Origin of the sequence: Rhizobium sp. Root491 (genome assembly GCF_001427205.1) — a bacterium.
GTDB classification, from domain to species: Bacteria; Pseudomonadota; Alphaproteobacteria; order Rhizobiales; family Rhizobiaceae; genus Agrobacterium; species Agrobacterium tumefaciens.
Genome location: NZ_LMFF01000001.1, coordinates 103,375 through 128,147 on the forward strand (window position 1 = coordinate 103,375; position 24,773 = coordinate 128,147).

17 protein-coding genes are annotated in these 24,773 nt (G+C 60.2%); 8 read left to right on the plus strand and 9 right to left on the minus strand.

Annotation, left to right across the window (positions count from 1 at the left end):
* The first annotated feature begins 385 nt into the window (after nucleotides 1-385).
* Entirely contained in the window at nucleotides 386-6,937 is a 6,552-nt protein-coding gene (locus tag ASD46_RS00520) for a lipoprotein (protein ID WP_025593314.1), read from the plus strand.
* A 104-nt stretch (nucleotides 6,938-7,041) separates the two neighbouring features.
* Here ASD46_RS00520 and ASD46_RS00525 read toward each other — a convergent pair whose 3' ends face one another.
* Complete coding sequence (locus ASD46_RS00525) at nucleotides 7,042-7,959, minus strand: PhzF family phenazine biosynthesis protein (protein WP_025593313.1); 918 nt, start codon at nucleotides 7,957-7,959, stop codon at nucleotides 7,042-7,044.
* A 306-nt stretch (nucleotides 7,960-8,265) separates the two neighbouring features.
* Here ASD46_RS00525 and ASD46_RS00530 point away from each other — a divergent pair, with 306 nt between their 5' ends.
* Nucleotides 8,266-9,039: an NAD kinase gene (locus ASD46_RS00530; RefSeq protein WP_003512774.1), complete on the plus strand. Its 774-nt coding sequence runs from the start codon at nucleotides 8,266-8,268 to the stop codon at nucleotides 9,037-9,039.
* Between the two features lie 21 nt (nucleotides 9,040-9,060).
* Nucleotides 9,061-9,561, plus strand: a complete 501-nt coding sequence (locus ASD46_RS00535) for a hypothetical protein (RefSeq protein ID WP_025593311.1) — start codon at nucleotides 9,061-9,063, stop codon at nucleotides 9,559-9,561.
* Nucleotides 9,562-9,641: 80 nt separating this feature from the next.
* Here ASD46_RS00535 and ASD46_RS00540 read toward each other — a convergent pair whose 3' ends face one another.
* The 4 genes from ASD46_RS00540 to ASD46_RS00555 all read right to left on the minus strand — a co-directional run bounded on the left by ASD46_RS00540 (nucleotide 9,642) and on the right by ASD46_RS00555 (nucleotide 15,458).
* Entirely contained in the window at nucleotides 9,642-10,112 is a 471-nt protein-coding gene (locus tag ASD46_RS00540) for a cysteine hydrolase family protein (protein ID WP_035198176.1), read from the minus strand.
* Between the two features lie 73 nt (nucleotides 10,113-10,185).
* Nucleotides 10,186-11,317, minus strand: a protein-coding gene (gene prfB, locus ASD46_RS00545; RefSeq protein ID WP_097102382.1) for a peptide chain release factor 2 whose coding sequence is annotated in 2 segments (ribosomal slippage) — nucleotides 10,186-11,247 and nucleotides 11,249-11,317 — 1,131 coding nt in all. Because the reading frame shifts where the segments join, the coding sequence is not laid out codon by codon here.
* 98 nt (nucleotides 11,318-11,415) lie between these two features.
* Entirely contained in the window at nucleotides 11,416-13,860 is a 2,445-nt protein-coding gene (locus ASD46_RS00550) for a penicillin-binding protein 1A (RefSeq protein ID WP_003512768.1), read from the minus strand.
* Between the two features lie 326 nt (nucleotides 13,861-14,186).
* The gene (locus ASD46_RS00555; protein WP_025593308.1) at nucleotides 14,187-15,458 is read right to left on the minus strand and encodes an N-acetylmuramoyl-L-alanine amidase; all 1,272 of its coding nucleotides are present in this window, start codon (nucleotides 15,456-15,458) and stop codon (nucleotides 14,187-14,189) included.
* A 645-nt stretch (nucleotides 15,459-16,103) separates the two neighbouring features.
* On the opposite strand from ASD46_RS00555, the gene ASD46_RS00565 reads away from it, so the two are divergent.
* Complete coding sequence (locus ASD46_RS00565; RefSeq protein WP_025593305.1) at nucleotides 16,104-19,061, plus strand: Rne/Rng family ribonuclease; 2,958 nt, start codon at nucleotides 16,104-16,106, stop codon at nucleotides 19,059-19,061.
* A gap of 206 nt (nucleotides 19,062-19,267) precedes the next feature.
* Here ASD46_RS00565 and ASD46_RS00570 read toward each other — a convergent pair whose 3' ends face one another.
* The 3 genes from ASD46_RS00570 to ASD46_RS00580 form a co-directional block, all read right to left on the minus strand.
* Nucleotides 19,268-19,972: an SDR family oxidoreductase gene (locus tag ASD46_RS00570; RefSeq protein ID WP_025593304.1), complete on the minus strand. Its 705-nt coding sequence runs from the start codon at nucleotides 19,970-19,972 to the stop codon at nucleotides 19,268-19,270.
* Between the two features lie 147 nt (nucleotides 19,973-20,119).
* Nucleotides 20,120-20,485, minus strand: coding sequence for an antibiotic biosynthesis monooxygenase family protein (locus ASD46_RS00575; protein WP_025593303.1), 366 nt, complete (start codon nucleotides 20,483-20,485; stop codon nucleotides 20,120-20,122).
* A complete protein-coding gene (locus ASD46_RS00580) occupies nucleotides 20,482-20,808 on the minus strand; it encodes an NIPSNAP family protein (RefSeq protein ID WP_025593301.1) in 327 nt (108 codons plus the stop codon). Before ASD46_RS00580 ends, ASD46_RS00575 begins: the two co-directional genes overlap by 4 nt.
* 74 nt (nucleotides 20,809-20,882) lie before the next feature.
* Between ASD46_RS00580 and ASD46_RS00585 the strand changes: the two genes are divergently transcribed.
* Entirely contained in the window at nucleotides 20,883-21,566 is a 684-nt protein-coding gene (locus ASD46_RS00585) for an ArsR/SmtB family transcription factor (RefSeq protein ID WP_025593299.1), read from the plus strand.
* A gap of 31 nt (nucleotides 21,567-21,597) precedes the next feature.
* Here ASD46_RS00585 and ASD46_RS00590 read toward each other — a convergent pair whose 3' ends face one another.
* Nucleotides 21,598-22,755 carry a pyridoxal phosphate-dependent aminotransferase gene (locus ASD46_RS00590; protein WP_025593298.1) on the minus strand — a complete coding sequence of 386 codons (1,158 nt, stop codon included), beginning with the start codon at nucleotides 22,753-22,755 and terminating at the stop codon, nucleotides 21,598-21,600.
* Nucleotides 22,756-22,926: 171 nt separating this feature from the next.
* On the opposite strand from ASD46_RS00590, the gene ASD46_RS00595 reads away from it, so the two are divergent.
* The 3 genes from ASD46_RS00595 (at nucleotide 22,927) to accB (ending at nucleotide 24,767) form a co-directional block, all read left to right on the plus strand.
* The gene (locus tag ASD46_RS00595) at nucleotides 22,927-23,694 is read left to right on the plus strand and encodes a DsbA family protein (RefSeq protein WP_025593296.1); all 768 of its coding nucleotides are present in this window, start codon (nucleotides 22,927-22,929) and stop codon (nucleotides 23,692-23,694) included.
* Between the two features lie 124 nt (nucleotides 23,695-23,818).
* Nucleotides 23,819-24,256 carry a type II 3-dehydroquinate dehydratase gene (gene aroQ, locus ASD46_RS00600; RefSeq protein ID WP_025593294.1) on the plus strand — a complete coding sequence of 146 codons (438 nt, stop codon included), beginning with the start codon at nucleotides 23,819-23,821 and terminating at the stop codon, nucleotides 24,254-24,256.
* Between the two features lie 25 nt (nucleotides 24,257-24,281).
* Entirely contained in the window at nucleotides 24,282-24,767 is a 486-nt protein-coding gene (gene accB, locus ASD46_RS00605; RefSeq protein ID WP_003512759.1) for an acetyl-CoA carboxylase biotin carboxyl carrier protein, read from the plus strand.
* The last annotated feature ends 6 nt before the right edge of the window (nucleotides 24,768-24,773 follow it).

Sequence of the window (24,773 nt, forward strand, 5' to 3'; positions counted from 1 at the left end):
GTGACGCGGGCGAAAATCTTCTGCTATGGTTAATTTATGTTAAACTTATGCGAAACAAGGCGTTCAGCGTGAAACTCAGGTTTAAAAACTGTTAAAAAGCCGACACTTCGCTGCTGCGGCAAACCCGCATTAATTGTTTCGAACACCTAAATGTGTCACTACGGTACTGCCGTTCCGACGAGGCTTATGCTCAAGCTTTGTTATTCCGGCACAGTGATGTAATTTCGCCCGAAAGCTGGACCACCAGCAATTCGGGATTGGTAATGGCGGAATTGTTCTCTTTAACGGGATAATGTTCCGCTGGCATGATGGCGGCAGTCCATTTGCGGGTCGCAGATGGTCAAACGGCATGAAGCCGGGCGTATGTGTAACGAGGCGTAACCGCATGGCGAATAACAAGATCAGCGACTCTGTCGACGAGACTGCATTTCAGGCGTTGGAAGACGCCCTGCAGCTTGGTGCTTTCGAAGACAAGCCGGAATCGCGGAAGACGACAGCGCCAAAGCAGCCGGAGGCCAGATTGAAGGAAGCAAGCAGACAGACCCCTGCTCCCGAGGCCGCGCGCGCGCCTGCCGAACAGGCACCCAGATCCCCCAATCTGGAAGCTGCCAACGACGGCTCCAAGCGCAGCCCGGCCATGATCCTGAAATCGCTCGAAGGCGGCTCTATCGGCGGCGCGCTCAGAAACGCGACGATCATGTCGGTGATCTGGGCGCTCGGCGGCCTCGGCATCGCGCATCTTATCTACGGCAGTGCACTCTGGAACATCGGCTCGGTTGCCGATCTCGCCGCAATACCTGGGCTGATGGCGATCGTCGTCGGCATCGTCGTTCCGATCATGCTGTTCTTCGCCTTCGCGATCATGATGGCGCGTGCCCGCGATCTGCGCAACGCTGCCCGGTCGATGGCAGAAGTCGCCCTTCGTCTTGCCGAACCCGAAACTGTCGCCTCCGACCGGATCATGTCCGTCGGCCAGGCGGTTCGCCGAGAAGTCTCGGCCATGAACGACGGCATCGAGCGCACCATTGCCCGCGCGACGGAACTCGAAACGCTCGTCCATTCTGAAGTCAACGCGCTTGAGCGCAGCTATGCAGACAATGAACTGCGCGTGCGCAGCCTCGTGCAGGAACTGAGCGCCGAGCGTGACGCCATCGTCAACCATGCGGAGCGCATCCGCTCCTCCATCGTCGGCGCGCAGGAACAGATCAAGGAAGAGCTTTCCATCGTCGGCGAAGAGCTTTCGATGCGGCTTTCCACCACCGGCGAGGCCTTCGCCTCGATGATCGACACACGCTCGGCCGCGCTGCTCGAAAAATCGCGCGCCTCGACCGAGGCGATGGGCAGCCTGATTGCCGCCAAGACCGAAAACCTGCTTCAGGCACTGAATTCCTCGGGCGCAACGCTATCGAGCGAATTCGACATGCGTCTGCACAACCTCACCTCGACGCTGGACGAGCGCGGCGAAGTGCTGCTGGAACGCTTCGCGATCCACGCATCGACGCTGGACAGCGGCGCGGAAAGCCTCAACAGCGCACTCGAGGAACGCACCCGCCAGCTTAACGAGACCCTTTCCACCCGCACGCTCGAACTCAACCGCAATATCGATCGCGGCCAGCAGATCATCGGCGGTTCGCTGGATAACGTGCTCGACAAGCTGTCCACGACGCTTGAAGAAAAAGGCCTGTCCTTCCGCCAGAGCCTGCAAAGCACGGCTGATGACGCGATCATGGATCTCGATCTACGCTCCGGCCTCTATGAAGAACGCCTGCAGGCGACGGTCGGCCAGGTCAACTCCGCCTTCGACGAACATGTGGCGGATTTCGCCAGTGCCTTCGACCAGCGCGCCGGCAGCCTCGACAGCAAGCTGATGGAGAGCCTCGCCCGGATCAACGAAACCGTTGCTGGCGGCTCCGAAGCCCTCGACACCATGCTGACCAGCGGACTTGAGCGCATCGGCAACACCATGACCGACCAGTCGCTTGCTCTTGCAACCGCACTGGGCACCGGCCAGGAAATGCTCGAAAGCGCGCTTGAGACCCGTACCCGCGCGTTCAGCGACGCAATCGGCCAGCGCACCGCTGAAATCACCGATGCCTTCGCCAATTCGCACGAGAAGATCGACGGCGTGCTGGCGGAGCGCAGCAATGCCCTGTTTGGCGCGCTTTCGGCAAGCCAGGACCGTTTCGACGAGGCGCTTGCCAGCCGTTCGCTGGCCATTACCGGCTCGGTCTCCGGCACGGCGGAACGTCTAGCCGCGATGCTTGAGGAGCGTGCAGCCGCAATCAACAGCGTCGTTGCCGATGTCGAGCGCCGTCTTTCGGAAACGCTAGAAACCCGCGCCGCCGCCATCACCGGCGCCGTTTCCGGCATCGAGGACCGCATTTCCGATACGCTGGAAAGCCGCACGGCTGCCCTGCACGACGTCGTATCCGGTGCGGAAAACCGTATTGCCGAGACGCTGGATGGCCGCACGGCCGCTCTTTCCAGCGCCATTTCCGGCGTCGAGGAACGCATCGCCGACACGATGGACAGCCGCACGCTGTCGCTCGACATGACCTTCGCCAATGTCGAGGAGAGGCTGTCGGAAACGCTCGACAACCGCACCTCGGCGCTGACCGGCATTGTGGCAAGTGCCGAAGAGAGGATTGCGGGCGCACTCGACAGCCGCACGTCCACCTTCGGCGACGTGGTTGCCGGTGCCGAGAGCCGTATCGCGGAAACGCTTGATGGTCGCACGGCAGCACTCAACGCCGTCGTTTCGGGGGCTGAAGAACGCATTGCGGATGCACTCGACAGCCGCACCATGGCACTCGACATGGCGTTTTCCGGCGCCGAGGAAAAAATTACCGAAGCACTCGACACCCGCACCGCCGTCCTTGGCGAATTGGTGGCCGGTGCCGAGACCCGTATCGCGGAAACGCTCGATGGCCGCACGGCAGCGCTTAACGCCGTCGTCTCCGGCGTTGAAGAACGCATTGCGGATGCACTCGACAGCCGCACCATGGCATTTGACATGGCGTTTTCCGGCGCCGAGGAAAAAATTACCGAAGCGCTCGATACCCGCACCGCCGTTCTTGGCGAATTGGTGGCCGGTGCCGAGACCCGCATTGCCAGCGCACTCGACAGCCGCACGGCTTCGCTCAAAAATGTCGTATCCGGCGCGGAAGAGCGGATCACGGACGTGCTCGACAGCCGCACCATGGCGCTCGACCTGAGCTTCTCCGGTGTCGAGGAAAAGATCGCCGACATCCTCGACGGACGCACTGCTGCGCTTCACTCGGCGGTTTCCGGGGTCGAAGATCGTATTGCCGATGCCCTGGACAGCCGCACTGCCGCCCTTTCCGGCATTGTCTCCAGTGCGGAAGAACGCATCGCGGACGCGCTCGACAGCCGCACCATGGCGCTCGACATGACGATTTCCGGCGTTGAGGAGCGTATCTCCGAGGCGATGGATGCCAGAACCGCATCACTGTCGCTCGCGGCCGCAGGCGTCGGCCAGCGACTGGAATCGACGGCTTTCACGCTTGAAAACGCACTTGCCAGCGGCCACGAGCGGCTGGAGACCATGCTCGGTTCGCAGGCCGAACGCATTGCCGGCTCGCTTGAGCGCAATAGCGGCCTGATCGAGCAGAGCGTCTCCGGCGCGGCCAACCGCATCGAAAGCGTCGTGGAAGACGGCAGCAGCCGTTTTGCGCAGACGGTGGAAGAAGGCGTCTCCCGCCTCGAAAACAACCTCTCGCAATCGCATGAGGACATCCGTACCGCGCTTGAGCAGCGCCAGGCGGATATCGCCGCGACGTTGAGCTCAGCCACGACCCAGATGGGCGACATGCTCTCCGAACAGGCGATAATGATCGGCACCACCGTTGCATCCAGCGCCAGCATGCTCGAACTCTCGCTCGAAACCCAGCAGGAGACCTTGCAGAAGGCCATAGACGGCAGTGCAGCCACGCTGGAACAGCGTCTTCGCAACAGCGCCGGCGATATTGCCGTCAAGATCGGTGAGGCCGCCCGCGAAATCGGCGGTGCGACCGATGCTCTCTCCTCGCGGATCGAAACCTCGATCGGAAGCGTCACGGGCAGGCTCGACGAGACCGGCACCCGCATCGAGACTTCGCTCGGTGCGCTGCAGGAGCGTGTGTCGAGCGATCTCGGCAACGTCAACACCTCTATCGAGGATGCCGGACGTCGCTTTGCCGACGCGCTGGAAGACAAGACAGCCGCCTTCGCCCGCACCAGCGACGATGCGGCTCAACGTATCACCGGCATTCTGGACGAGCAGACGATACGGGTTGCCGACACCTTCGAAAGCCGCACCAGCCGTCTGGCGGAAACCTTCGATGCCGGTTCGGCCCGCATCGATGAACGCCTCGGCACCATGGACCGCGCGCTGACGATCGGCCTCGAAAACGTCAACCGCACCATCGAAGGCAAGGCGAGCGAACTCGCGGTCGGCCTGCGTGGGGCGGTCATTTCCGCCACCCAGAGCATCGACGAGGAAGCCGTTCGTTCCACTGCCCTGCTTGCGAAAACCGGCTCGGAATTCGCCGAACAGGTACAGGCCCAGAACGACGCCTTCACCAAGGCGATCGAAGAACGTTCTGGCGAGATCGTCAACCGCATCTCGGATGCACAGACGCGCCTGTCCGGCCAGGCGGCAGCCGTCGCCCAGACCTTCTCCGAGGCGGGCAACATCATCGTCAACAAGGTTGCCGAGGCCGAAGCGGTCGTTCGCTCGCAGGTGGGCGTCATTTCCGAGACCCTGACCGGTGTCGAATCCGCTCTCGATGCACGCGGCGAATCCATCCGCTCGGCGCTGGACAACCGCACTCGCGAACTCAACTCGATGCTGGCCAGCCGTTCTGCTGAACTGTCGCGCCTGATCGAAGAGAAGGCAAAGCCTGTCGTCGACGAATACGCCACCATCGGTCGCGAAGCCGCCGAAAAGATCGTCTCCGCCGCCCAGCAGAGCGCCGAACTTCTGTCGCAGAGCAACAGCGGCATGGTCGGCATGGTGGAACAGGCGATCAGCGATTATGCCAATGCCGGAAGCGAGGCAGCAAGCAAGCTTGTCGCGGCAACCCGCCAGAGCACGGACATGCTATCGCAGACGCATACGGCCATGGCCGACGCCGTCGAAGAAGGTATCGACAAATACACCCGCACGGGAAGCGATGTGGCAAACAAGCTTGTCGCCGCCACGCGCCAGAGCACGGATATGCTGTCGCAGACCCATAACAGCATGGCCGAAATCGTCGAAAAGTCGGCAAACAACTTCAACTCTGCGGTTGAGCGCGCCGCGCAGGAATTCGGCACGGCCGACGAAGCGTTGAACGCATCGGCCACCCGCTTCTCCGAATCCGCCTCGCAGGCCGCCGACATGGTGTCCAGCTCCAGCCGTCTGCTCGAAGGAAAGATCGATCGTCTGTCGAATATTTCCGGCCAGACACTGGCGCAGGTTGCCGGCATCGTCGGACGTTTCGAGGAACATTCGAAGGTTCTCAGCCAGGCGTCCGAACTGCTCAATGCCGCGCAGTCGAGCCTTGTCGGTACACTGGAAGAGCGTCAGGATGCACTTCGCAGCCTGTCTGTAGGACTAGTCAAGCGTTCCGAGGAAATCGAAACCGCCATGCGCGGCGTCGTCAGCGTGGTGGAAACCACGCTCAACGAGGCCGAAGAGCGTTCGCAGAACGTCGCCGGCAACCTGCGTGACAATCTGCAGGCATCCTTCTCCGATATCGGCCGTTCGCTCGACGAGACGGAACAGCGCGCCCGCTCGGCAGCACAGACCATGCGGGGCGCCCTGCTCGCCGCTGGTCAGGATGCCAGCCGTTCGATCGAGAGCACGCTCTCCGACGCGCAGAAATATTCCGACGAGCTGGTCAACCGCCTGCGTGGCGGTGTCGAATCCTCGCTTTCGGAAGTCGACAACCTGCTCGGCAGTGCCTCGGAAAAATCCAATGCCGCCGCCGCCAACCTCAAGGAAACGCTGCGTCAGGCAGTTGAGGAAGCTGTCAGCCGTTTTGCCGGCGCGACGGACGAAATCCGCCGCTCCAGCCACGATATCCGCCGCGAGCTGGATGCGACCCGTGCCGAACTGAAGCGCGGCGCGTTCGACCTGCCGGAAGAGGCCAAGGAAAGCGCCGCAGCGATGCGCCGCGCCGTTTCCGAGCAGATCAAGGCCCTGCAGGATATTTCCCAGCTTGTCGGTCGCTCGACCCAACAGATGGAAGTTTCCGAACCCGTCGCCCGCGCCATTGCAGCGACCCAACCTGCCGCTGAACGCCGTGTCGAAGCGCGTCCGCAGCCGGCAGCAGCCACGCCGGCACAGCCACCACGCCCGGCTCAGCCGCAGCCGGCAGCCGCACCCGCCTTGCGTGGCACCCTGCCGCTTGAGAACCGCCAGGTCGAAAACCGTCAGGCGCCTGCCCCGTCCCAGGCGGCTGCGGCGCCTGCCGCACGCCGCGAAGAAGGCGGTGGCTGGATCAGCGATCTTCTGCGCGGTGCCTCGCAGGAATCGGCCGCCGCTTCCGCACCCCGCGCAAGCGGCGATCAGCAGCCGACCCGTGCTGCCGATACCCGCAATCCGCGTCACATGGTGGAATCGCTGAACTCGCTGTCCGTCGACATCGCCCGCGCGATCGACCACGATGCGTCGGTGGAACTGTGGCGCCGGTACCAGCGCGGCGAACGTGACGTCTTCACCCGTCGCCTCTATACGCTGAAGGGCCAGACGACGTTTGACGAGATCAAGCGCAAATACGAGCGGGAGGCCGAATTCCGCACCGCCGTGGACCGCTACATCACCGATTTCGAAAAGCTGCTCGCTGATGTCGCCCGCACGGACCGTGACCGGACAGTCACCCAGTCCTACCTCACCTCCGATACCGGCAAGGTCTACACGATGCTTGCCCATGCGGCGGGTCGGTTCAACTGATCTCTGGTTAAGACCAGAAACAATAAAACCCCGGTCATGGCCGGGGTTTTTCGTTTTGGTCGGCAGGTAGCTTTTCGACTGTAGTTCAGTCGCTCACGTTAAAATCAGATCTCGAACGTGCCCGATGCTACACGGACCGCGTGGCCACCGATACGGGCGCGGGCGATTTCGTTGTCCTTGATGTCCATGCGCAGATGGATGTGGGAAGGACGTTCCATCTCCACGCCCTGCTCTATCAAGAGCGGATAGTGACCGTCTGTCAGGCCGTCGAAATGATGGATTGCACCGGAAAGGGCGGCGGCGGCGGAACCGGTGGCGGGGTCTTCCGAAATCCCCATTTCCGGGGAAAACATGCGGGCATGGAACTTTGCCGCGTGATTGACGCCGCCGCGACAGTAGATATAGGCCGCCGTCAGGCGCCCCTCCACCAGCGGTGCGGTGCGCAGCCAGAGATTGGCGTCGAAATCCATTTCGCTGATAGCGGCAATATTGTGCAGCGGCACGAGCAGGAACGGCACACCGGCCGTCCAGATCGACGGTACGTGGTTCTCAAAGCCGAGATGGCCTTCGCTCACGCCCAGCGCATCGGCAAGTGCGGCATGATCGAGCGGCAGGGTGACGCGGGACGATTTGCGCGGCAGGTCGAATTCGGCGAAGCTGACCGCACCGGCGCGCATTTTCACCGCACAGCGGACCGGACCCACCTTTTCCTCCAGCACACAGACCATATCGATATCGTCGTCACCTTCGTTTCGATTGCGCTCGGCTATCGCGATCGCTGCGCCAACAGTCGGGTGGCCCGCGAAAGGCAACTCGCCCGAAGGCGTGAAGATACGCAGCGAAGCCGCGTGGGCCGGGTTGCCCGAGCGGTTGACGAAAACGGTCTCGGAGAGGTTCATTTCTCTGGCTATCGCCTGCATCGTCACTTGGTCGAGGCCATCCGCGTCATACATGACCGCCAGCGGATTTCCCGCCATTTTGGTCTCGGTAAAGACATCGTAGATATTGTAATTCAGCACCACGCCCGTCTCCTGCCACTCGCCGTTCCGCTTGTTTCGCGCAAGTTGCCTCACGTCGCGCCGCATCGCAACCCTTGTCGAAGGCCGGAAACCAAGAAGCTGTGGACCGCACGCGGGCAAACCCGCTTGCTGCGAACGCCTGTCCGCCGGAAAGGCCTTGTCGCCTGCTGCCGTCTTCATGTACCAAGGATGCGTCTTGTGGCTTGCGATCGACCGTTTTATCGACGTTTGGAGATTGTGAGCTGCTTCAACAGGTTACAGCATCGTCCGCATATCGATTCCGGTATGCGTTGTTGCCGAGGGAAGCGAATGTCGCATTCTAACTGTTCACTATCCTTCGTGGCCTCCGCAACCGAGGAGGCGCAGAGGGCGCTGGAGGAGCTGAAAGGCGCTTACGGCAACACGCCCTTCGACGAGGCGGAAGTGATCGTGGCGCTCGGCGGCGATGGCTTCATGCTGCAAATTCTCAACGAAACGATGAATTCCGGCAAGCGGGTCTATGGCATGAACCGGGGATCGGTCGGCTTTCTGATGAACGACTACCGGGTAGACGGCCTGGTCGAGCGTATTGCGGTGGCGACCGGCAATGATTTTCATCCGCTGCGCATGACGACGACGGATTCCGACGGAGATGAATTTACGGCGCTTGCCATGAACGAGGTCAGCCTGTTCCGGCAATCGCATCAGGCCGCCAAGCTACGTGTCGAGGTGGACGGCAAGACGCGGCTTGAAGAGTTGATTTGCGACGGCATGATGGTTGCGACACCGGCAGGATCGACAGCTTATAACTTCTCAGCCCATGGACCGATCCTGCCGCTGGAATCACCGCTTCTGGCGCTCACACCCGTCAGCGCCTTCCGGCCAAGGCGTTGGCGCGGCGCACTTTTGCCCAACAAGGTGACGGTCGATATTCACGTTCTGGAGCGCGACAAACGTCCGGTGAACGCGGTCGCCGACCATACGGAGGTGAAATCCGTACGGCATGTGCGGATTGCGCAATCGCAGGACAGGACGGCCAGAATTCTCTCGGACCCGGACCGTTCATGGTCAGACCGCGTTCTCGCCGAACAATTCAACAATTGACGCCAACCACTGATGATGGCCATGCCCCTGAAAAAACCTCTTCTCGCCGCCCTGATTTTCGCCGCCACAGCGCTTCCCGTGCGGGCGCAAACGGAGGCCATCGACAAACTGCCGGTATCGGCGATCTTCGTTGTCAGCAGCGGCATGTGGGAAGAGCATAATCTTGAGCCGGTGAAAGGTCCTGACGGCCAGTTGCGGCCGCCGCCAGCGACACCCTCGCGCGGTTATTACAAGGTGGTTGCAATCCGCCAGGGCGATGGCACCGCTAAAGTCTATCTGCAGCGCATCGCCACTACCGCAAACGGACCGAACCTTCTCGAAAATATCGAGCTGGAAGAGTTCAGCCAGATGAAGTCCTACGTCACGGATATTCGCCCCGAAAGCTCAAACGGTGCGTCGGCCTCGCCCGGCCTGTTCGTGACCGTCTATCTGAAAACCGATCCGCAGATCAGGGAAGCGGAAAGCTGGACGATCCTGATCGACGAACTCGGCGAGATGAAGATCGAAAAGGCCTCGAACTGAGGGCGAGAGAACGTCGGTTTGAACGGAATCGTTGGAGGTTCTCTACCCCTTTGATTACACGCAGTTCTACTGGAAACTCTCTACGCGTTAAGCTCATGCGGCCCGGCCAGAACCGCACCGAAATGATGTTTCCATAGTCTGGCGCCGAGTTCGCCGCTGCGATCGAGGCTGGAGCCCACCGTCAGCCATGGCAGAAGCGTGGGATGAAGCCCCGCATCAAACAGGGCAAAACCCGCAGCCAGCACGCAGGTATCGGCCTGAATGCCGCAGACCAGCACCCTGTCGAGCTTTAGAGACAGGAGGTGGTCGATAGCCGCCCTTGGCGGCGCGTAGCCGTGCTTTATGAAAATCCAGTCCGCCGCAACTAGCGAGCAGTCGTCCCTGCCCGGCTTCCAGCCGAGTTGCCGCTCGAAAGGCGTGACGCTTTCATTATGGCGCTCGACGCTGGCAACGCTTGGCATGGTGGCGGCCAGCGCGGATATGTCCGCCACAAGCGCAGCCGGCGGATTGAAGCTCGGCTGAACGTCGACGATGTAAAGCGCCTGTTTCATCCATCTCCTCCAACGAAAAACCCCTCGCAATGGGTTTGCGAGGGGTGATTTTTTCACGCGACGCTGTGGCGCGTCAGTCGATATCAGCCACTTCCACGTCTGCGCCACCGCTGATGCGGTGCGCGAGGGCCGCTTCCATGAACTGGTTCAGATCGCCATCCAGCACGTTGCCGGGTGCGGTGCTTTCCACGCCGGTGCGCAGGTCCTTGATCAACTGGTAGGGCTGCAGAACGTAGGAACGGATCTGGTGGCCCCAGCCGATATCGGTCTTGGATGCGGCCTGAGCGTTTGCCGCATCTTCCCGCTTTTGCAGCTCCACCTCGTAAAGGCGGGCGCGCAGCATGTCCCACGCCTTGGCGCGGTTCTTGTGCTGGGAACGCTCCTGCTGGCAGGCCACGGCAATACCGGTCGGTATGTGGGTAATACGCACGGCCGAATCGGTGGTATTAACGTGCTGGCCGCCTGCACCGGACGAACGATAGGTATCGATGCGGCAATCGCTCTCGTTGATGTCGATCTGGATCGAATCATCGACCACTGGGTAAACCCAGACGGAGGAGAACGATGTGTGGCGACGCGCATTGCTGTCATAGGGCGAGATGCGGACGAGGCGGTGTACGCCCGATTCCGTCTTCAGCCAGCCGAAGGCATTGTGGCCCTTGACGAGGATCGTCGCGGACTTGATGCCGGCCTCTTCGCCGTCATGAACTTCCAGCACTTCAACCTTGAAGCCTTCGCGGTCAGCCCAGCGGGTATACATGCGCAGCAGCATGTTGGCCCAGTCCTGGCTTTCCGTACCGCCGGCGCCGGAATGAACTTCGAGATAGGTATCGTTGCTATCAGCTTCACCGGAAAGCATGGCTTCCACCTGACGGCGGTTCGCCTCGCTCCTCAGCGCCTTCAGCGCATCTTCGGCGTCCTTGACGATCTCGTCGTCGCCTTCCATCTCGCCGAGTTCGATCAGCTCGACGTTGTCCTTGAGCTGCTGCTCAAGCGCCTTCACGCCATTGATGCTGTCATCCAGCTGCTGGCGCTCGCGCATCAGTTTCTGCGCTTCGGTGGCATCGTTCCAGAGGGTCGGGTCCTCTGCCTTGTTATTCAACCAGTCCAGTCGTCTTATCGCCTGGTCCCAGTCAAAGATGCCTCCTCAGCAGGCTTATGGCCTGCTTGATTTCGTCGACTACGTTCACAATTTCATTGCGCATTTCGCTGGTTCTTCGCCTTCATTTAAACTGGTAGCTCAAATAAATGCGGGGGGCGCGGATGTAAAGACCCGCGCCCCCCGCCAAACATAAGACTGGTATCAATAAAGACCGCCGCCACCGCCGGTGATGGCCTGCTGGGCCTGTGGCGAGGTCTTCAGAATATCCTCCTGCGACATGCCTTCCGCGCCGATCACCGAGAAGGTATCGGCCGGGCCGGTGCCCGGCTTGAAGGCTTCCATGATCGTATCAGGTTCGCCTTCCGAAGCGGCCATGCCGGTCTTGCGGTTGACGGCGATGAACTTCATGCCTTCAGGCACGATGAACTTGCTCGGTTCCAGGTGCTTGGCCGCATCGGCGATGAACTCGCCGAAGATCGGAGCCGAAAGCGAACCACCGGTGCCGCCGCGCCCAAGCGGTGCGGGCGAATCGAAGCCGATATAAAGACCGGCAACCATGTCCGGCGTGTAACCGACGAACCAGGCGTCCTTTTCATCGTTGGTGGTGCCCGTCTTGCCAGCAACCGGCAGATCGACCTTGATCTTGCCCGCCGCCGTGCCGCGCTGCACGACACCTTCAAGCATGGAGGTCGTCTGGTAAGCGGTCATCGGGTCGAGAACCTGCTCGCGGTTATCAACGATGACCGGCTCGTCCTGATTTTGCCAGCTGGTGGCGTTGCAGCCCTCGCAGGCACGCTCCTCATGCCGGAAGATCGTCTTGCCGTAACGGTCCTGGATGCGGTCGATCAGAGTCGGCTTGATCTGCTTGCCGCCATTGGCGATCACAGAATAGGCCGAGACCATGCGCATGATGGTTGTTTCGCCCGAACCGAGCGACATTGCCAGAAGCGGCGGCATCTTGTCGTAGATGCCGAAGCGTTCGGCATATTCAGCGACCAGATTCATGCCCATGTCCTGCGCCAGTCGCACTGTCATGAGGTTACGGGATTTTTCGATGCCGAGACGCAGGGTCGAAGGACCGGCGGAACCCCCGCCGTAATTCTGCGGCTTCCAGACCTGACCGCCCGAAACAACCTCGATCGGCGCATCGAGAATGACCGAGGCCGGGGTATAGCCGTTGTCGAGTGCAGCCGCATAGATGAACGGCTTGAAGGAGGAGCCGGGCTGGCGCATCGCCTGCGTGGCGCGGTTGAATTCCGACTGCGCATAGGAGAAGCCGCCGACCATGGCCAGAACGCGGCCAGTGTGCGGGTCCATCACCATCATGCCGCCCTGCACCTTCGGGGGCTGGCGCAGGCGATATTCGTTGCCGGAACCGGACAGCGGCTGTGCGTAAACGACGTCACCAACAGCCAGAACGCCAACCGGAGACTTAGCCGTCGGCTTTTTGCCGGTGGCATCGCGATAGGCCCAACGCATGTTTTCAGCGGAGATATGGCCGCGTGTGCGCTTGTCGCCATCCTCGGCATCAGGATCGACCTGCACGCCAATATCGATACCATCGGCAGCAACGGCTAGGACAACTGCGATCTTCCATTCGGGAACGTCGCGAAGGCCCTTTACCTTGGCGAGCGCCGCGGTCCAGTCACCGGTTGTCTCGATCTTTTCGACGGGTCCGCGAAAACCGCGACGCTCGTCATATTGCACCAGACCGTCCTGAAGCGCCTTGCGCGCCTCCATCTGGATCTGCGGATCGAAAGAGGTGCGAACCGAAAGGCCGCCTTCAAGAAGCGCCTGCTCGCCGTATTTCTCGACGATCTGGCGGCGGACTTCCTCGGCGAAATAGTCAGACGCGAAGATATGCGCGCCGCCACGGCGCAGATTGACGCCAAGCGGCTGCTTCTTTGCATCCTCGGCATCGCCGACCGTGATGTAGCCGTTCTCGGCCATGCGGTCGATCACCCAGTTGCGGCGTTCCAGCGCCGCCTTCTCGCGGCGGATCGGATGGTAGTTGGCCGGGCCCTTCGGCAGCGATGCGAGATAGGCGGTTTCCGCGATCGTCAGTTCGGTGACCGATTTGTTGAAATAGGTGAGTGCCGCACCGGCGATACCGTAGGAATTCAGGCCGAAAAAGATCTCGTTGAGATAAAGCTCGAGGATCTTGTCCTTGGAATAGGTCTGCTCGATGCGGAAGGACAGAAGCGCTTCCTTGAGCTTGCGGTCGAAGGTCTGGTCATTGGTGAGCAGGAAGTTCTTTGCCACCTGCTGGGTGATTGTGGACGCACCGACCGGACGACGGCCGGAGCCGATATTCTGGAGGTTGACGAGAACGGCACGGCCGAGACCCCAGATGTCCACACCCGGATGGTTGTAGAAATTCTTGTCTTCCGCCGAAAGGAAAGCTGCCTTCACACGGTCCGGAATAGCCTGGATCGGCAGGAACAGGCGCTTTTCATGGGCGTATTCCGCCATGAGCGCGCCGTTGCCGGCGTGCACGCGGGTCGTCACCGGCGGCTCATAAGTGCTCAGAACTGCGTAATCCGGCAGGTCCTTCGTCACGCCGTGCAAATAAATTGCACCGGCGGCGGCGGCGCACAGGAAGAGCACGCTGGCCAAGCCGAAAAAATATCCAATCAGTCTGATCATACCAAGCTACCGATAATTCGAATCGTAACCATCAACGCCCGATGATACGGGCGCATCCTTGCATATCGCGTGCCGTTTTGCACACCATACCTTCGATGACAAGCCGGAACGACAGCATTCGCTGATATGTTACCGGGCCGACTGCCGCAATTGCGGTTCCAGCCGCAATGGCGGATCACCACAGAATCCGCTTCCGCAATAACGCGGCGAATGTGAGTAAAATAGGGCTTCGCCAACGTAATCGTCCGCAAGGCCCAAGAATTGAACAGCTCTTCGGCAGCAAGGGGCACGGCGACAACGGGGGCGCCGCTCACCTGCCCGGCCCTTCAGCCGCCGTTCGCCATGGCCTTGGTGCGGTATCGTCCGACCGCAGTTGCAAGCGTATCGGCGACCTTCTTGCGCCATTCCGCATCAAGAAGCAGTTTTTCATCTTCCGGATTGGAGAGAAAGCCGAGTTCCAACAACACCGATGGCACGTCATGGGCGCGCAGCACCATGAAACCGGCATAACGATGCGGATTGTTGATGAGGCCGACCTGTCCCTCGAAGGACGATACGATATTTTCTGCCAGCGTCACCGAAAAGGCCTGTGTTTCGCGCCGGGTGAAATCGAGAAGGATATCGGCCACCTCAGGCGGCTCGCTGGAGGCTGCCACACCGGCAATCTGGTCGGACTTGTTTTCGCGCTCGGCCAGCTCCTGCGCCCTGCGGTCTGAGGCGCGGTCTGACAATGTATAGACGGTCGCGCCCCGGATGCCCTTCTGCTTCAGTGTATCGGCGTGCAATGAAATAAACAGGTTGGCATTGTTCTGCCGGGCGATCGTCACCCGTTCGGACAGAGCGAGAAACGTGTCGGAATCACGCGTCAGGAACGCCTTGATGCCGGGCTCCCGGTTCATCCGCTCCACAAGTTCCTTGGCAAATGTCAGCGTGATGACCTTTTCCTCCGTGCCGGTTACGCCGCCGGAAGCGCCGGCATCGATGCCGCCATGGCCGGCATCAACAGCGATGACGAAATCCGTTTGCCGCGATGTCTTGTCGTCAGGCGTGATCGCCGCTGTCGAGACCGGCGCCGGCGCGCGCCATTGCTGCTCTTTCACCAGTTCGGCGAATTTGGCCTTGGTGGTGATCTCCGCATCCAGGACGAAACGGAACGATGTGCCGTCCTCGCCCTTCTTGGTTTCGGCAACCGCCACCTGAACCGGTTTTTTTGCCGTCAGCACGATGCGGGCGCTGTCTTGCCCCATGCTACCGAAGCGAATGTCCGAGAAAAGGCCGGTTGGCGCCAGAGCCGATGCGGGGAACGCAAAATTCACCGCAGGAAAGTCCACGACGATGCGGGCGGGCGAATCGAGATAGTGAATGTCGAATTCCGGCTCCTCGGCAAAATCGAGAACGATGCGCGTGCGCGCCTCGTCGCCGATGATGCGTGCCTGATTGGCGATGAGCGGCTCCACGGCGAAGGCCTGTGGAACGCAGGAGACGAATGCGGCGACCGAAAAGACAACCGGCAAGACAAGGGCACCCGCAAGCCGCGCGATTCGCGCGCCAAGCGGCCCTGCCCCATCGAATATCGCTGCGCTGCGCGTGAAATTCATGGTCTTCAAGAAATTCCGTATTTCAGTCATTTTTCATAAATGGTGCGGCAAAGTGCCGGGAACGTTGTAATTTCGGCCACGCCGGACACGTGTTTGTGCGTTTGCGCCCCACAATCGCAGGCGTTGGTGAACCAATTGTTAACCCGGAAATTCCACCAACAATATGGCATATTTAGCCAGCCTATTGCTATTATGACAGAGAAAACATACAACAAGGATGAGGGTTAAAAGTGTTGACGGGATAGATGCCCGCCGGCTGCCAATCGAAAAAGACGCTGGCGCTGCAAAACGGGCAATCATCTGCCGTCGTTACATTTATCCTGAAACTGGATCAATTCCGGCCGTGGCCGGAGACCTACCCGGTGGCAATGCCACCGCTGCTCTGAGGAGAGCAAATTCATCGGACCCCAAGGGGTCTATATATTATTGTCGTTCCGCCTGGCCAATGATGTCGCAGCAGTTTTCATATGAACCGGATACCAGGAGCAGGCCAAGCGCCTCGCCGTCGGTCCGGATGCTGCCAGTTTACAGAGGCCCGGCTGGAGACTTCATTTCCGGCACATCCTTGCACTCATATGAAAGGCTCGTCCGTGTGGCGGGCCTGTTCTCGTATAAAACAAGGCTGCGCCGAGGAGCACAGCTTACATGGCAGACAAAATGCTTATCGACGCCTCCCACGAAGAGGAGACACGCGTAGTCGTTGTCCGTGGGAACCGGATCGAGGAATTCGACTTCGAATCGGAGCACAAGAAACAGATCCGCGGCAATATCTACCTTGCCAAGGTCACGAGGGTTGAGCCCTCCCTTCAGGCGGCCTTCGTCGATTATGGTGGAAATCGCCACGGGTTTCTCGCTTTTGCGGAAATCCACCCTGACTATTACCAGATCCCGCTCGCCGACCGTCAGGCGCTCCTCAAGGCGGAAGCCGAGGATCATCGCCGCAGCGACGACTTTGAATCGGCTGACGCCCCCGAGCCCGGCGCACCGGCTGTCGATCTGTCGCAGGCGGACCAGCCGGATGTCGGCATCGTTGCCGTCAGCGAAACGACGGACGCCGTGGTCGTGGACGAAACCGTTGCCGCTGCCGCTGCCGAAGAGGTATCCGAAGATGTGACTGCTGTGGCCGTCGAGGCCGTTGCGGAAGAAGCACCGAAGAAGCGTACCCGCCGCCCCCGCGCCAAGAAGAAGGTAGCGGAAGAAGAAGCCGTTTCCGACACTACTGCTGAGGCCTCTTCCGAAGAAGACGGCAGCACGGGCGGCGAAATGGCTGCCATGGTCGATACAGATACGATTTCCGAGGAAGTCGAGGGTCTTCGCCGTGGCAATGACGATGATGACGACGACGATGATGACGATCATCACGAAAAGGAAGTGATCGAATCCGTCGGCGCCGAAGACGCCATGGAAGAGGTTCCCGATCGCGTTGCCCGCAAGCCGCGCAAGCAGTACCGCATTCAGGAAGTCATCAAGCGCCGCCAGATCCTTCTCGTGCAGGTTGCCAAGGAAGAACGCGGCAACAAGGGTGCCGCACTCACCACCTATCTGTCGCTTGCCGGCCGTTATTCCGTGCTGATGCCGAATACCGCACGCGGCGGTGGCATTTCCCGCAAGATCACCCAGCCGACCGACCGCAAGCGCCTGAAGGAAATCGCGCGCGATCTGGAAGTTCCGCAGGGCATGGGCGTCATTCTGCGTACCGCAGGCGCCAACCGCACCCGCGTCGAGATCAAGCGCGACTTCGAATATCTGATGCGCCTGTGGGAAAACGTCCGCACGCTGACATTGAACTCCACGGCCCCCTGCCTCGTTTACGAGGAAGGCTCGCTCATCAAGCGTTCGATCCGCGATCTCTACAACAAGGATATCAGCGAGATCATCGTTTCGGGCGAAGAAGGCTACCGTGAAGCAAAAGACTTCATGAAGATGCTGATGCCGAGCCACGCCAAGGTGGTTCAGCCTTACCGCGACATCCACCCGATCTTCTCGCGCTCGGGCATTGAAGCCCAGCTCGACCGCATGCTGCAGCCGCAGGTTACGCTGAAATCGGGCGGTTACCTCATCATCAACCAGACGGAAGCTCTGGTTGCCATCGACGTGAACTCCGGTCGTTCGACCCGCGAGCATTCCATCGAAGAAACGGCGCTGACGACCAATCTGGAAGCGGCGGAAGAAGTGGCTCGCCAGCTGCGTCTTCGCGACCTTGCCGGTCTTGTTGTCATCGACTTCATCGACATGGAGGAAAAGCGTAACAACCGCTCCGTCGAGAAGAAGCTCAAGGACTGCCTGAAAAACGACCGGGCGCGCATCCAGGTCGGCCGTATCTCGCATTTCGGCCTTCTGGAAATGTCGCGCCAGCGCATCCGCGCTTCGGTGCTGGAATCGACCACGCAGGTCTGCCAGCATTGCGGCGGCACGGGTCACGTTCGCTCGGAATCCTCCATCGCGCTGCACGTGCTGCGCGGCGTTGAGGAATATCTGCTGCGCAACACGACCCACAACATCACCGTGCGCTGCACGCCGGAAACGGCTCTCTATCTGCTCAACCACAAGCGCGGCACGATTGTCGATTATGAAGGCCGCTTCGGTGTGGCGATCATCATTGCGGCCGATGCCGGCGTCGGCGCGCAGCATTTTGCCATCGATCGCGGTGAGGCCGTTGAAAATCCGGTGAAGATCGAAAGCCTTATCCAGATGCTCCCGAGCTTCGTGGAAGAGGAAGACGATTTCGTTGTTGAGGTGGAAGAGGACGAAGAAGAGGAAGAAATCGTCAAGGCGCAGGCCAGCGAGCCGCGCCAGCAACAGCAGCAGGGCGACAATGGTGAAGACGGCAAGCGCAAGCGCAAGCGTCGTCGTCGCCGTCGTGGCAAGGGCGGACAGAACGACCAGAACGGTGCAGTTGATGCGCAGGCTGGCGATGACACCGGCGCTGATGATGCGGACGACGAAGATGGCGTCGAAACCGATGAAGCCGCAGACGACGCTGATGAAAACGGTGTGAACGAAGCTGCAAGCTCTGATGAAGAAGGCAAGCGCAAGCGTCGCCGTCGTGGCAAGCGTGGCGGCCGTCGCAACCGTGCTGAAGACGAGGCTCTCGATGCCGCAGGCACTGAGTCCGGCGAAGAAGGCGAAACGGAAGGCGAAAGCGAAGAGATTTCCGCCGCAGCATCCGTAACCGAAGAGCCTACCGCTGCCGAAGTGGTGGAAGGTGTGGTTGCCGACGTCGTGGAAGCGGAAGCCCCGAAGAAACCGCGCCGCACCCGCAAGGCGAAGGCCAAGACCGAAGACGTACCGCCGGCTGAAGCGGCACCGCAGGCTGAAGTCGCAGCCAAAACCGTTGAAACGGTCGAGCCGGTGATCGTCGAGTCCGCAGTCGTTGTGGAAACCGTCGTCGATGTCGCCCTCGACGAAGTGGGTGAAGCCTCGGCCGATCTGGGTTCGGAAGCCGTAGCACCCGCGGCGGAAGAAAAGGTTCGCGCGAACCGGGGCAGCAATGTCTCGAATTCGGAGCCGGTCGTGACCTCGTCGGGCACGCCCGCCAACCCTGACGGCGACGAGCCGAAGCCGCGCAAGGGCGGCTGGTGGCAGCGCAAAGGCTTCTTTTGATAGAAGACACTGAAACGAAAAACGCCCGCAACTATGTTGCGGGCGTTTTGCTTTCATGGCGGATGTTAGGTTTATCTCATGCCGTAATCGATCCCGCATCCAGCCACGGCGCGTCTGCGCCGTGAAAGAAATCTCTCGCGATCAAGGACTTGACCGCGTTGGCAAAGGACCAAGTCCGGGGTGACGGAAGCCCGATATGCCAATCGTCAAACAGACCGTGTCAGACCACCATCGACGCGGATGTTCTGGCCGGTGATGTAACCCGCACCTTCCGAGGCGAGGAAGGCAACGGTTGCGGCTATCTCCTCGCTCGTTCCGTAACGCTGCATCGGCACACCCTGGCGGCGCTCTTCCGTGGCTGGCAGGCTATCGATCCAACCGGGCAGAACATTGTTCATGCGCACATTGTCGGCCGCATAGGTATCGGAAAAAATCTTGGTGTAGGAAGCAAGGCCGGCGCGGAACACTGCAGAAGTCGGAAACATGCTGCTCGGCTCGAAAGCCCAGGCAGTCGAGATGTTGACGATCGACCCGGCTTTCTGTTTCACCATGAATGGAGCCACGATCCGTGTCGGGCGGATGACGTTCATCAGGTAGACATCAAGTCCCGTGTGCCATTGCTCATCGGTGATATCGAGGATGGAAGCGCGCGGGCCATGGCCTGCACTGTTCACGAGAACGTCGATACGGCCGAATTTTTCGAGCGTCAGCTCCACCAGTCGATTGAGATCGTCGTTGGACTGGTTGGAGCCGGTGACGCCGATGCCGCCCAGTTCCTTCGCCAGCGCCTCTCCCTTGCCGGAGGACGACAGGATCGCGAGCTTGTAACCATCAGCGCTTAGACGTTTCGCCACGGCCGCCCCCATGCCGCTGCCGCCTGCCGTCACAATCGCCACTTTTTCTGCCGACATCGTTCTTCTCTCCATGTCCAATCGGGCGGACCGCCGCGTGGCAGCCCTTCTCCATCCATAACCCGCTCCTTCTATAGCGGGTTTTGGCAGCGAGTTCGAACCAGAAAGCCTTGGACCGGCTTGAAGAAAAACTGATCTGAAGGCCCGTCAACGCCGCACTTGATTATCCGCCGCATGGGCCTGTCTGCTGTCGGTCGGGGCCTCCTCCCTCTCCTTCAAACCATAGTCCCGCATCACGGTGGCGATACGCAGGCGGTAATTACAAAAGACGCCGGACCGTCCCAGCGACTGTGCTGCGCGATGCGACGTGGTGTTGCGCCATGCCTTCACCGCCTCCTCATCCCTGAAGAATGACAGCGAAAGCATATTGTCGGGATTGCTGATGTTCTGAAAGCGTTCGACGGACAGGAAGCCGTCGATGGTTTCGAGCTCGGCGCGCAGGCTGGCGGCAATATCGAGATAATGCTGTTTTTCACCCTCAGCCGGCCAGACCTCGAATATGACGGCGATCATCGTTCGCCTCCGCCGTGCGGCGCAGATGCCAGCCTCAGGAACAGCCGGTCCTCACGGCGGATGAATTGCTCGCGCCGGGCAAATTCATAATTTTCCCGCCCTGCCGGGTCGGCGGCAAGTCGCGCCCGGTAGGCTTCGTACGCGGCAAGGTTTTCGATGTTATAGACGCCGTAGGCAATAGTGCTCGATCCCTCTTTCGGCGCGTAATAGCCGATCAGATCGGCGCCGCAGCGCGGTATCGCCTCACCCCAGTTGCGGGCATATTGATCGAAGGAATCGACCTTAAAGGGGTCGATCTCGTAACGGATGAAACAGGTCAGCATCGTCGGTCTCCTCGTGTTCTGCCTTCCCTGTCTACGCCATTGCCTCACATCAATGCTTCGGCTATCATCGAACTATGAAAGACGGACCCTTGATCGCAAATGTCGCCGCCCTGATCGGCGACCCCGCCCGCGCCAACATATTGACGGCGCTGATGGACGGACGCGCGCTGACGGCAAGCGAGCTTGCCGAAGCCGCCGGCGTGACACTGCAGACTGCTAGCGGGCATCTGTCAAAACTCTCCGACGCCCAATTGCTCAAAGCGGAAAAACAGGGGCGGCATCGCTATTTCCGGCTTTCCGACGCGGATGTAGCGCAGGTTCTTGAAGCGCTGATGGGACTTGCGCAGCGCACCGGGGCCGTGCGCGTGCGTACCGGACCAAAGGACACCGCGCTTCGCGAGGCGCGCATCTGTTACGATCATCTGGCCGGAGAAAGCGGCGTGGCACTGCTTTCGACTATCACCGCAAAAGGTCTCGTGACATCAGGCGACGATCCCGCACTTACGGATAGCGGGCGGGGTTTCTTCTCGAGCTTCGGCATTGATCTTTCGCCGCTGGAAAAGGCAAGGCGCCCGGTTTGCCTGCATTGCCTGGACTGGAGCGAACGTCGTCACCACCTCGGCGGCGGGCTCGGCGCATCGCTTCTGAAAGCCATGCAGCAGCGCGACTGGCTGCGGCAAGGAAACGGGCGCGTGCTGACCTTCACCACAAAGGGTGAAAAGGCCTTTGCCAGCACCTTCGGTTGCTCGCCCGCGTGATTCCCGCCAAAGGGGAGAAGAACCCAAGGGCTTATTTCAGCCAGCCAGCAATGCGCCCAACCGCCTCTGCAATATCCGACACCGAACCCGCATAGGAAATGCGCAGCGCCCTGTGGCCCTCCTCTGGATCGAAATCCATGCCGGGCGTCGCCGCCACGTCGATTTCCGCCAGCATGCGTTTGGCGAAATCCATGCTGTCATTGGAAAAGCGGCTGGTATCGACATAGGCGTAAAATGCGCCATCCATGGGAGACGCCAGCGGCAGGCCGATTTCCGGAAGGCGCGTCATCAGGAAATCGCGGTTGGTGCGGTAGCTTTCCCGGTAGACGTCCAGTTCCTCCGCCGCCGAAAAGGCTGCGGTTGCCGCCAGCTGGGATAGTTCCGGCGGTGAAATATACAGGCTCTGAGCAAGACATTCGACCGGACGGACGAGATTTTCCGGCAGGACCATCCAGCCGATGCGCCAGCCGGTCATGCAATAATATTTAGAGAAGGAATTGATGACGACGGCATTGTCGGTGAGTTCGAGCGCGCTCGTTTCCTCGCCGACGAAAGTCAGGCCGTGGTAGATCTCGTCGGAAATGAAGGCGATATCCCGGCTTTCACAATAGTTTGCCAGCCGTTTCAGCGCTTCGCGGCCGGTGACCGTGCCGGTTGGGTTGGCCGGGCTTGCCAGGAGCACGCCCTTTAACTTGCAGCCCGCCCTCGTCTCCGCCCGCTCGAGGCTGGCAGGCGTCAGCGTATAGCCGGTTTCCGCCGTTACCGGCACTTCCACGACATTGAGGCCAAGCGCTTTCAAGATATTGCGATAGGCGGGATAACCGGGCCTTGCGATCGCGACATGGTCACCGGCATCGAAAAGGCTGAGGAAGGCGAGGTTGAAAGCGGCAGAAGACCCGGTGGTAACGGCAATGCGCGCCGGATCGACGATAACCTGGTGGCGCAGCCGGTAGTGGCCAGCAATCGCTTCGCGCAATTCACGCAGGCCCAGCGCATCGGTATAGCCGATCCGCCCATGCTTCAGCGCCTCCTGCGCGGCCGCCAGAGAGGCTTTCGGTGCGGGATGGGAAGGCTGGCCAACCGCCATGGAAATGACGGGGCGTCCCGCCTGCCGTCGCCGGTTCGCCTCCGCCAGAATATCCATGGCGTGAAAGGGTTCGACTGCGCTCCGCTTCGACATCGTTATCAAGGGCATGCTCTTTCCTGAACCGTATTTCAGAGACTTGCCCCAGAATCACACGCTTCACAATCGTGCGACCATAATGCGGACAACTATTTTTGGCGTATGGCATTTGGCTTAAAGTAAGGTAATTGCATCATAACATTCATGAGGCATTGGCCGCACAGTATGAGGACCGATATGGCGCATCTTCTCCGTTCAACCCTTCTCGCCAGCGTAACGGCCCTTTCCATGGCTTTCGCTTCTCTGCCCGCCCATGCCCTCGATGACAAGCAGAAGAAGGAAATGGGCGAGTTCATCAAGCAATATCTGATCGAGAACCCCGAGATCATGCTTGAAGTTCAGGACGCGCTTGAACGCAAGCAATATGCGACCCGCAACGCCAAGGCGGCGGAAGCCGTGGCCGACAACCAGAAGACCATCTTCGAATCGAAATACGATCTGGCGCTCGGCAATCCGGACGGCGACGTCACACTGGTCGAGTTCTTCGATTACAATTGTGGTTATTGCAAACGCGCCATGGGCGACATGGACAATATTCTGAAGACGGACAAGAAAGTGCGCGTCGTGCTCAAGGAATTCCCGATCCTCGGGCCGGAATCGGTCGCCGCGCATCGGGTCTCCAACGCCGTCAAGCTGCTTGCGCCTGCCAAATATCCCGAATTCCAGCGCACCTTGCTGGGCGGCCGCGGACGGGCGAATGAAGACAGCGCCATGGAAGTCGCGACGTCGCTCGGTCTCAAGGAGGCCGACATCCGCAAATCGATGGCAGAAAACCCCAACGACGCGCAGGTGCAGGAAACCTACAAGCTCGCCAACAGCCTCGGCATAACAGGAACACCGTCCTATATCGTCGGCAACGAGGCTGTTTTCGGCGCTGTTGGTGCGGACCCGTTGAAGGAAAAAATCGCCAATATGCGCAGCTGCGGAAAAGCCACCTGCTCCTGATTCCGCAAAAAGCCGCTGCATTCCCTGTGGATGCCGGGCCTGCCGGCTCTTTACGGCTTTCGGGGGCTTTTCCTTGAAGGCTGCGCAGTCTATAGGTGTCGCTGATTTTCTTATGGAAACACGAATGAGCAACATCATCATCGTCATCAACGGCCCCAATCTCAACATGCTGGGAAAAAGGGAACCGGGTATCTATGGTGGCAAGACGCTGAAAGACATCGAGAATGATTGTCTTGCTGCTGGTGCAAATCTCGGGTTCGCTGTGGAATTCCGCCAGTCCAACCACGAAGGCGTGCTCGTGGACTGGTTGCATGAGGCGGGAGAGAGAGCGGCAGGTGTCGTCATCAATCCCGGCGCCTACAGCCACACCTCGATTGCGCTGCATGACGCCATTCGTGCGATTTCCACGCCTGTCGTGGAAGTGCATATTTCCAACATCCACGCGCGGGAAGAGTTCCGTCACAAATCGATGGTATCGCCCGCCGCGAAGGGCATGGTCTGCGGTTTCGGACCATATGGCTACATCATGGCGCTTCACGCGCTGAAGAACATCACGGCATAAAAAGAAACAAAGAATAGGGTTTGTCATGTCTGAAAAGAAACAGGGTATCGACAAGGAACTGATCCGCGAGCTCGCGAATATCCTCAACGATACCGACCTTTCGGAAATCGAAGTGGAGCAGGAAGACCTGCGCATCCGCGTTTCCCGCGCCGCTCCGCCCACCACGGTATATGCCGCAGCGCCCACCGGTTACGCAGCGCCGGCACCAGCCCCTGCAGCGGCGGCAGTTGCCGCTCCGGCAGCACCTGCGGTCGCCGCAGCACCTGCCCGCAACCCGGCCAATACCGTTACCTCGCCAATGGTCGGCACGGTTTACCTGTCGCCTGCTCCGGGCGCACGTCCGTTCGTCGAAGTGGGCGCGACCGTCAAGGAAGGCCAGACCATCCTCATCGTCGAAGCCATGAAGACCATGAACCAGATCCCGGCTCCGAAGTCCGGCAAGGTCGTGGAAATCGTCGTCAACGACTCACAGCCCGTGGAGTATGGTGAAGCTCTCGTGGTCATCGAATAAAGGCGG

What these genes read in the sequence shown, in the direction of transcription:
- ASD46_RS00550 (WP_003512768.1), bottom strand. Translation starts at nt 13,860, where the DNA reads ATGATCAGACTGATTGGATATTTTTTCGGCTTGGCCAGCGTGCTCTTC.
- aroQ (WP_025593294.1), top strand. Translation starts at nt 23,819, where the DNA reads ATGAGCAACATCATCATCGTCATCAACGGCCCCAATCTCAACATGCTG.
- ASD46_RS00565 (WP_025593305.1), top strand. Translation starts at nt 16,104, where the DNA reads ATGGCAGACAAAATGCTTATCGACGCCTCCCACGAAGAGGAGACACGC.
- ASD46_RS00540 (WP_035198176.1), bottom strand. Translation starts at nt 10,112, where the DNA reads ATGAAACAGGCGCTTTACATCGTCGACGTTCAGCCGAGCTTCAATCCG.
- ASD46_RS00595 (WP_025593296.1), top strand. Translation starts at nt 22,927, where the DNA reads ATGGCGCATCTTCTCCGTTCAACCCTTCTCGCCAGCGTAACGGCCCTT.
- ASD46_RS00580 (WP_025593301.1), bottom strand. Translation starts at nt 20,808, where the DNA reads ATGCTGACCTGTTTCATCCGTTACGAGATCGACCCCTTTAAGGTCGAT.
- ASD46_RS00575 (WP_025593303.1), bottom strand. Translation starts at nt 20,485, where the DNA reads ATGATCGCCGTCATATTCGAGGTCTGGCCGGCTGAGGGTGAAAAACAG.
- accB (WP_003512759.1), top strand. Translation starts at nt 24,282, where the DNA reads ATGTCTGAAAAGAAACAGGGTATCGACAAGGAACTGATCCGCGAGCTC.
- ASD46_RS00535 (WP_025593311.1), top strand. Translation starts at nt 9,061, where the DNA reads ATGCCCCTGAAAAAACCTCTTCTCGCCGCCCTGATTTTCGCCGCCACA.
- ASD46_RS00520 (WP_025593314.1), top strand. Translation starts at nt 386, where the DNA reads ATGGCGAATAACAAGATCAGCGACTCTGTCGACGAGACTGCATTTCAG.
- ASD46_RS00585 (WP_025593299.1), top strand. Translation starts at nt 20,883, where the DNA reads ATGAAAGACGGACCCTTGATCGCAAATGTCGCCGCCCTGATCGGCGAC.
- ASD46_RS00530 (WP_003512774.1), top strand. Translation starts at nt 8,266, where the DNA reads ATGTCGCATTCTAACTGTTCACTATCCTTCGTGGCCTCCGCAACCGAG.
- ASD46_RS00555 (WP_025593308.1), bottom strand. Translation starts at nt 15,458, where the DNA reads ATGAATTTCACGCGCAGCGCAGCGATATTCGATGGGGCAGGGCCGCTT.
- ASD46_RS00570 (WP_025593304.1), bottom strand. Translation starts at nt 19,972, where the DNA reads ATGTCGGCAGAAAAAGTGGCGATTGTGACGGCAGGCGGCAGCGGCATG.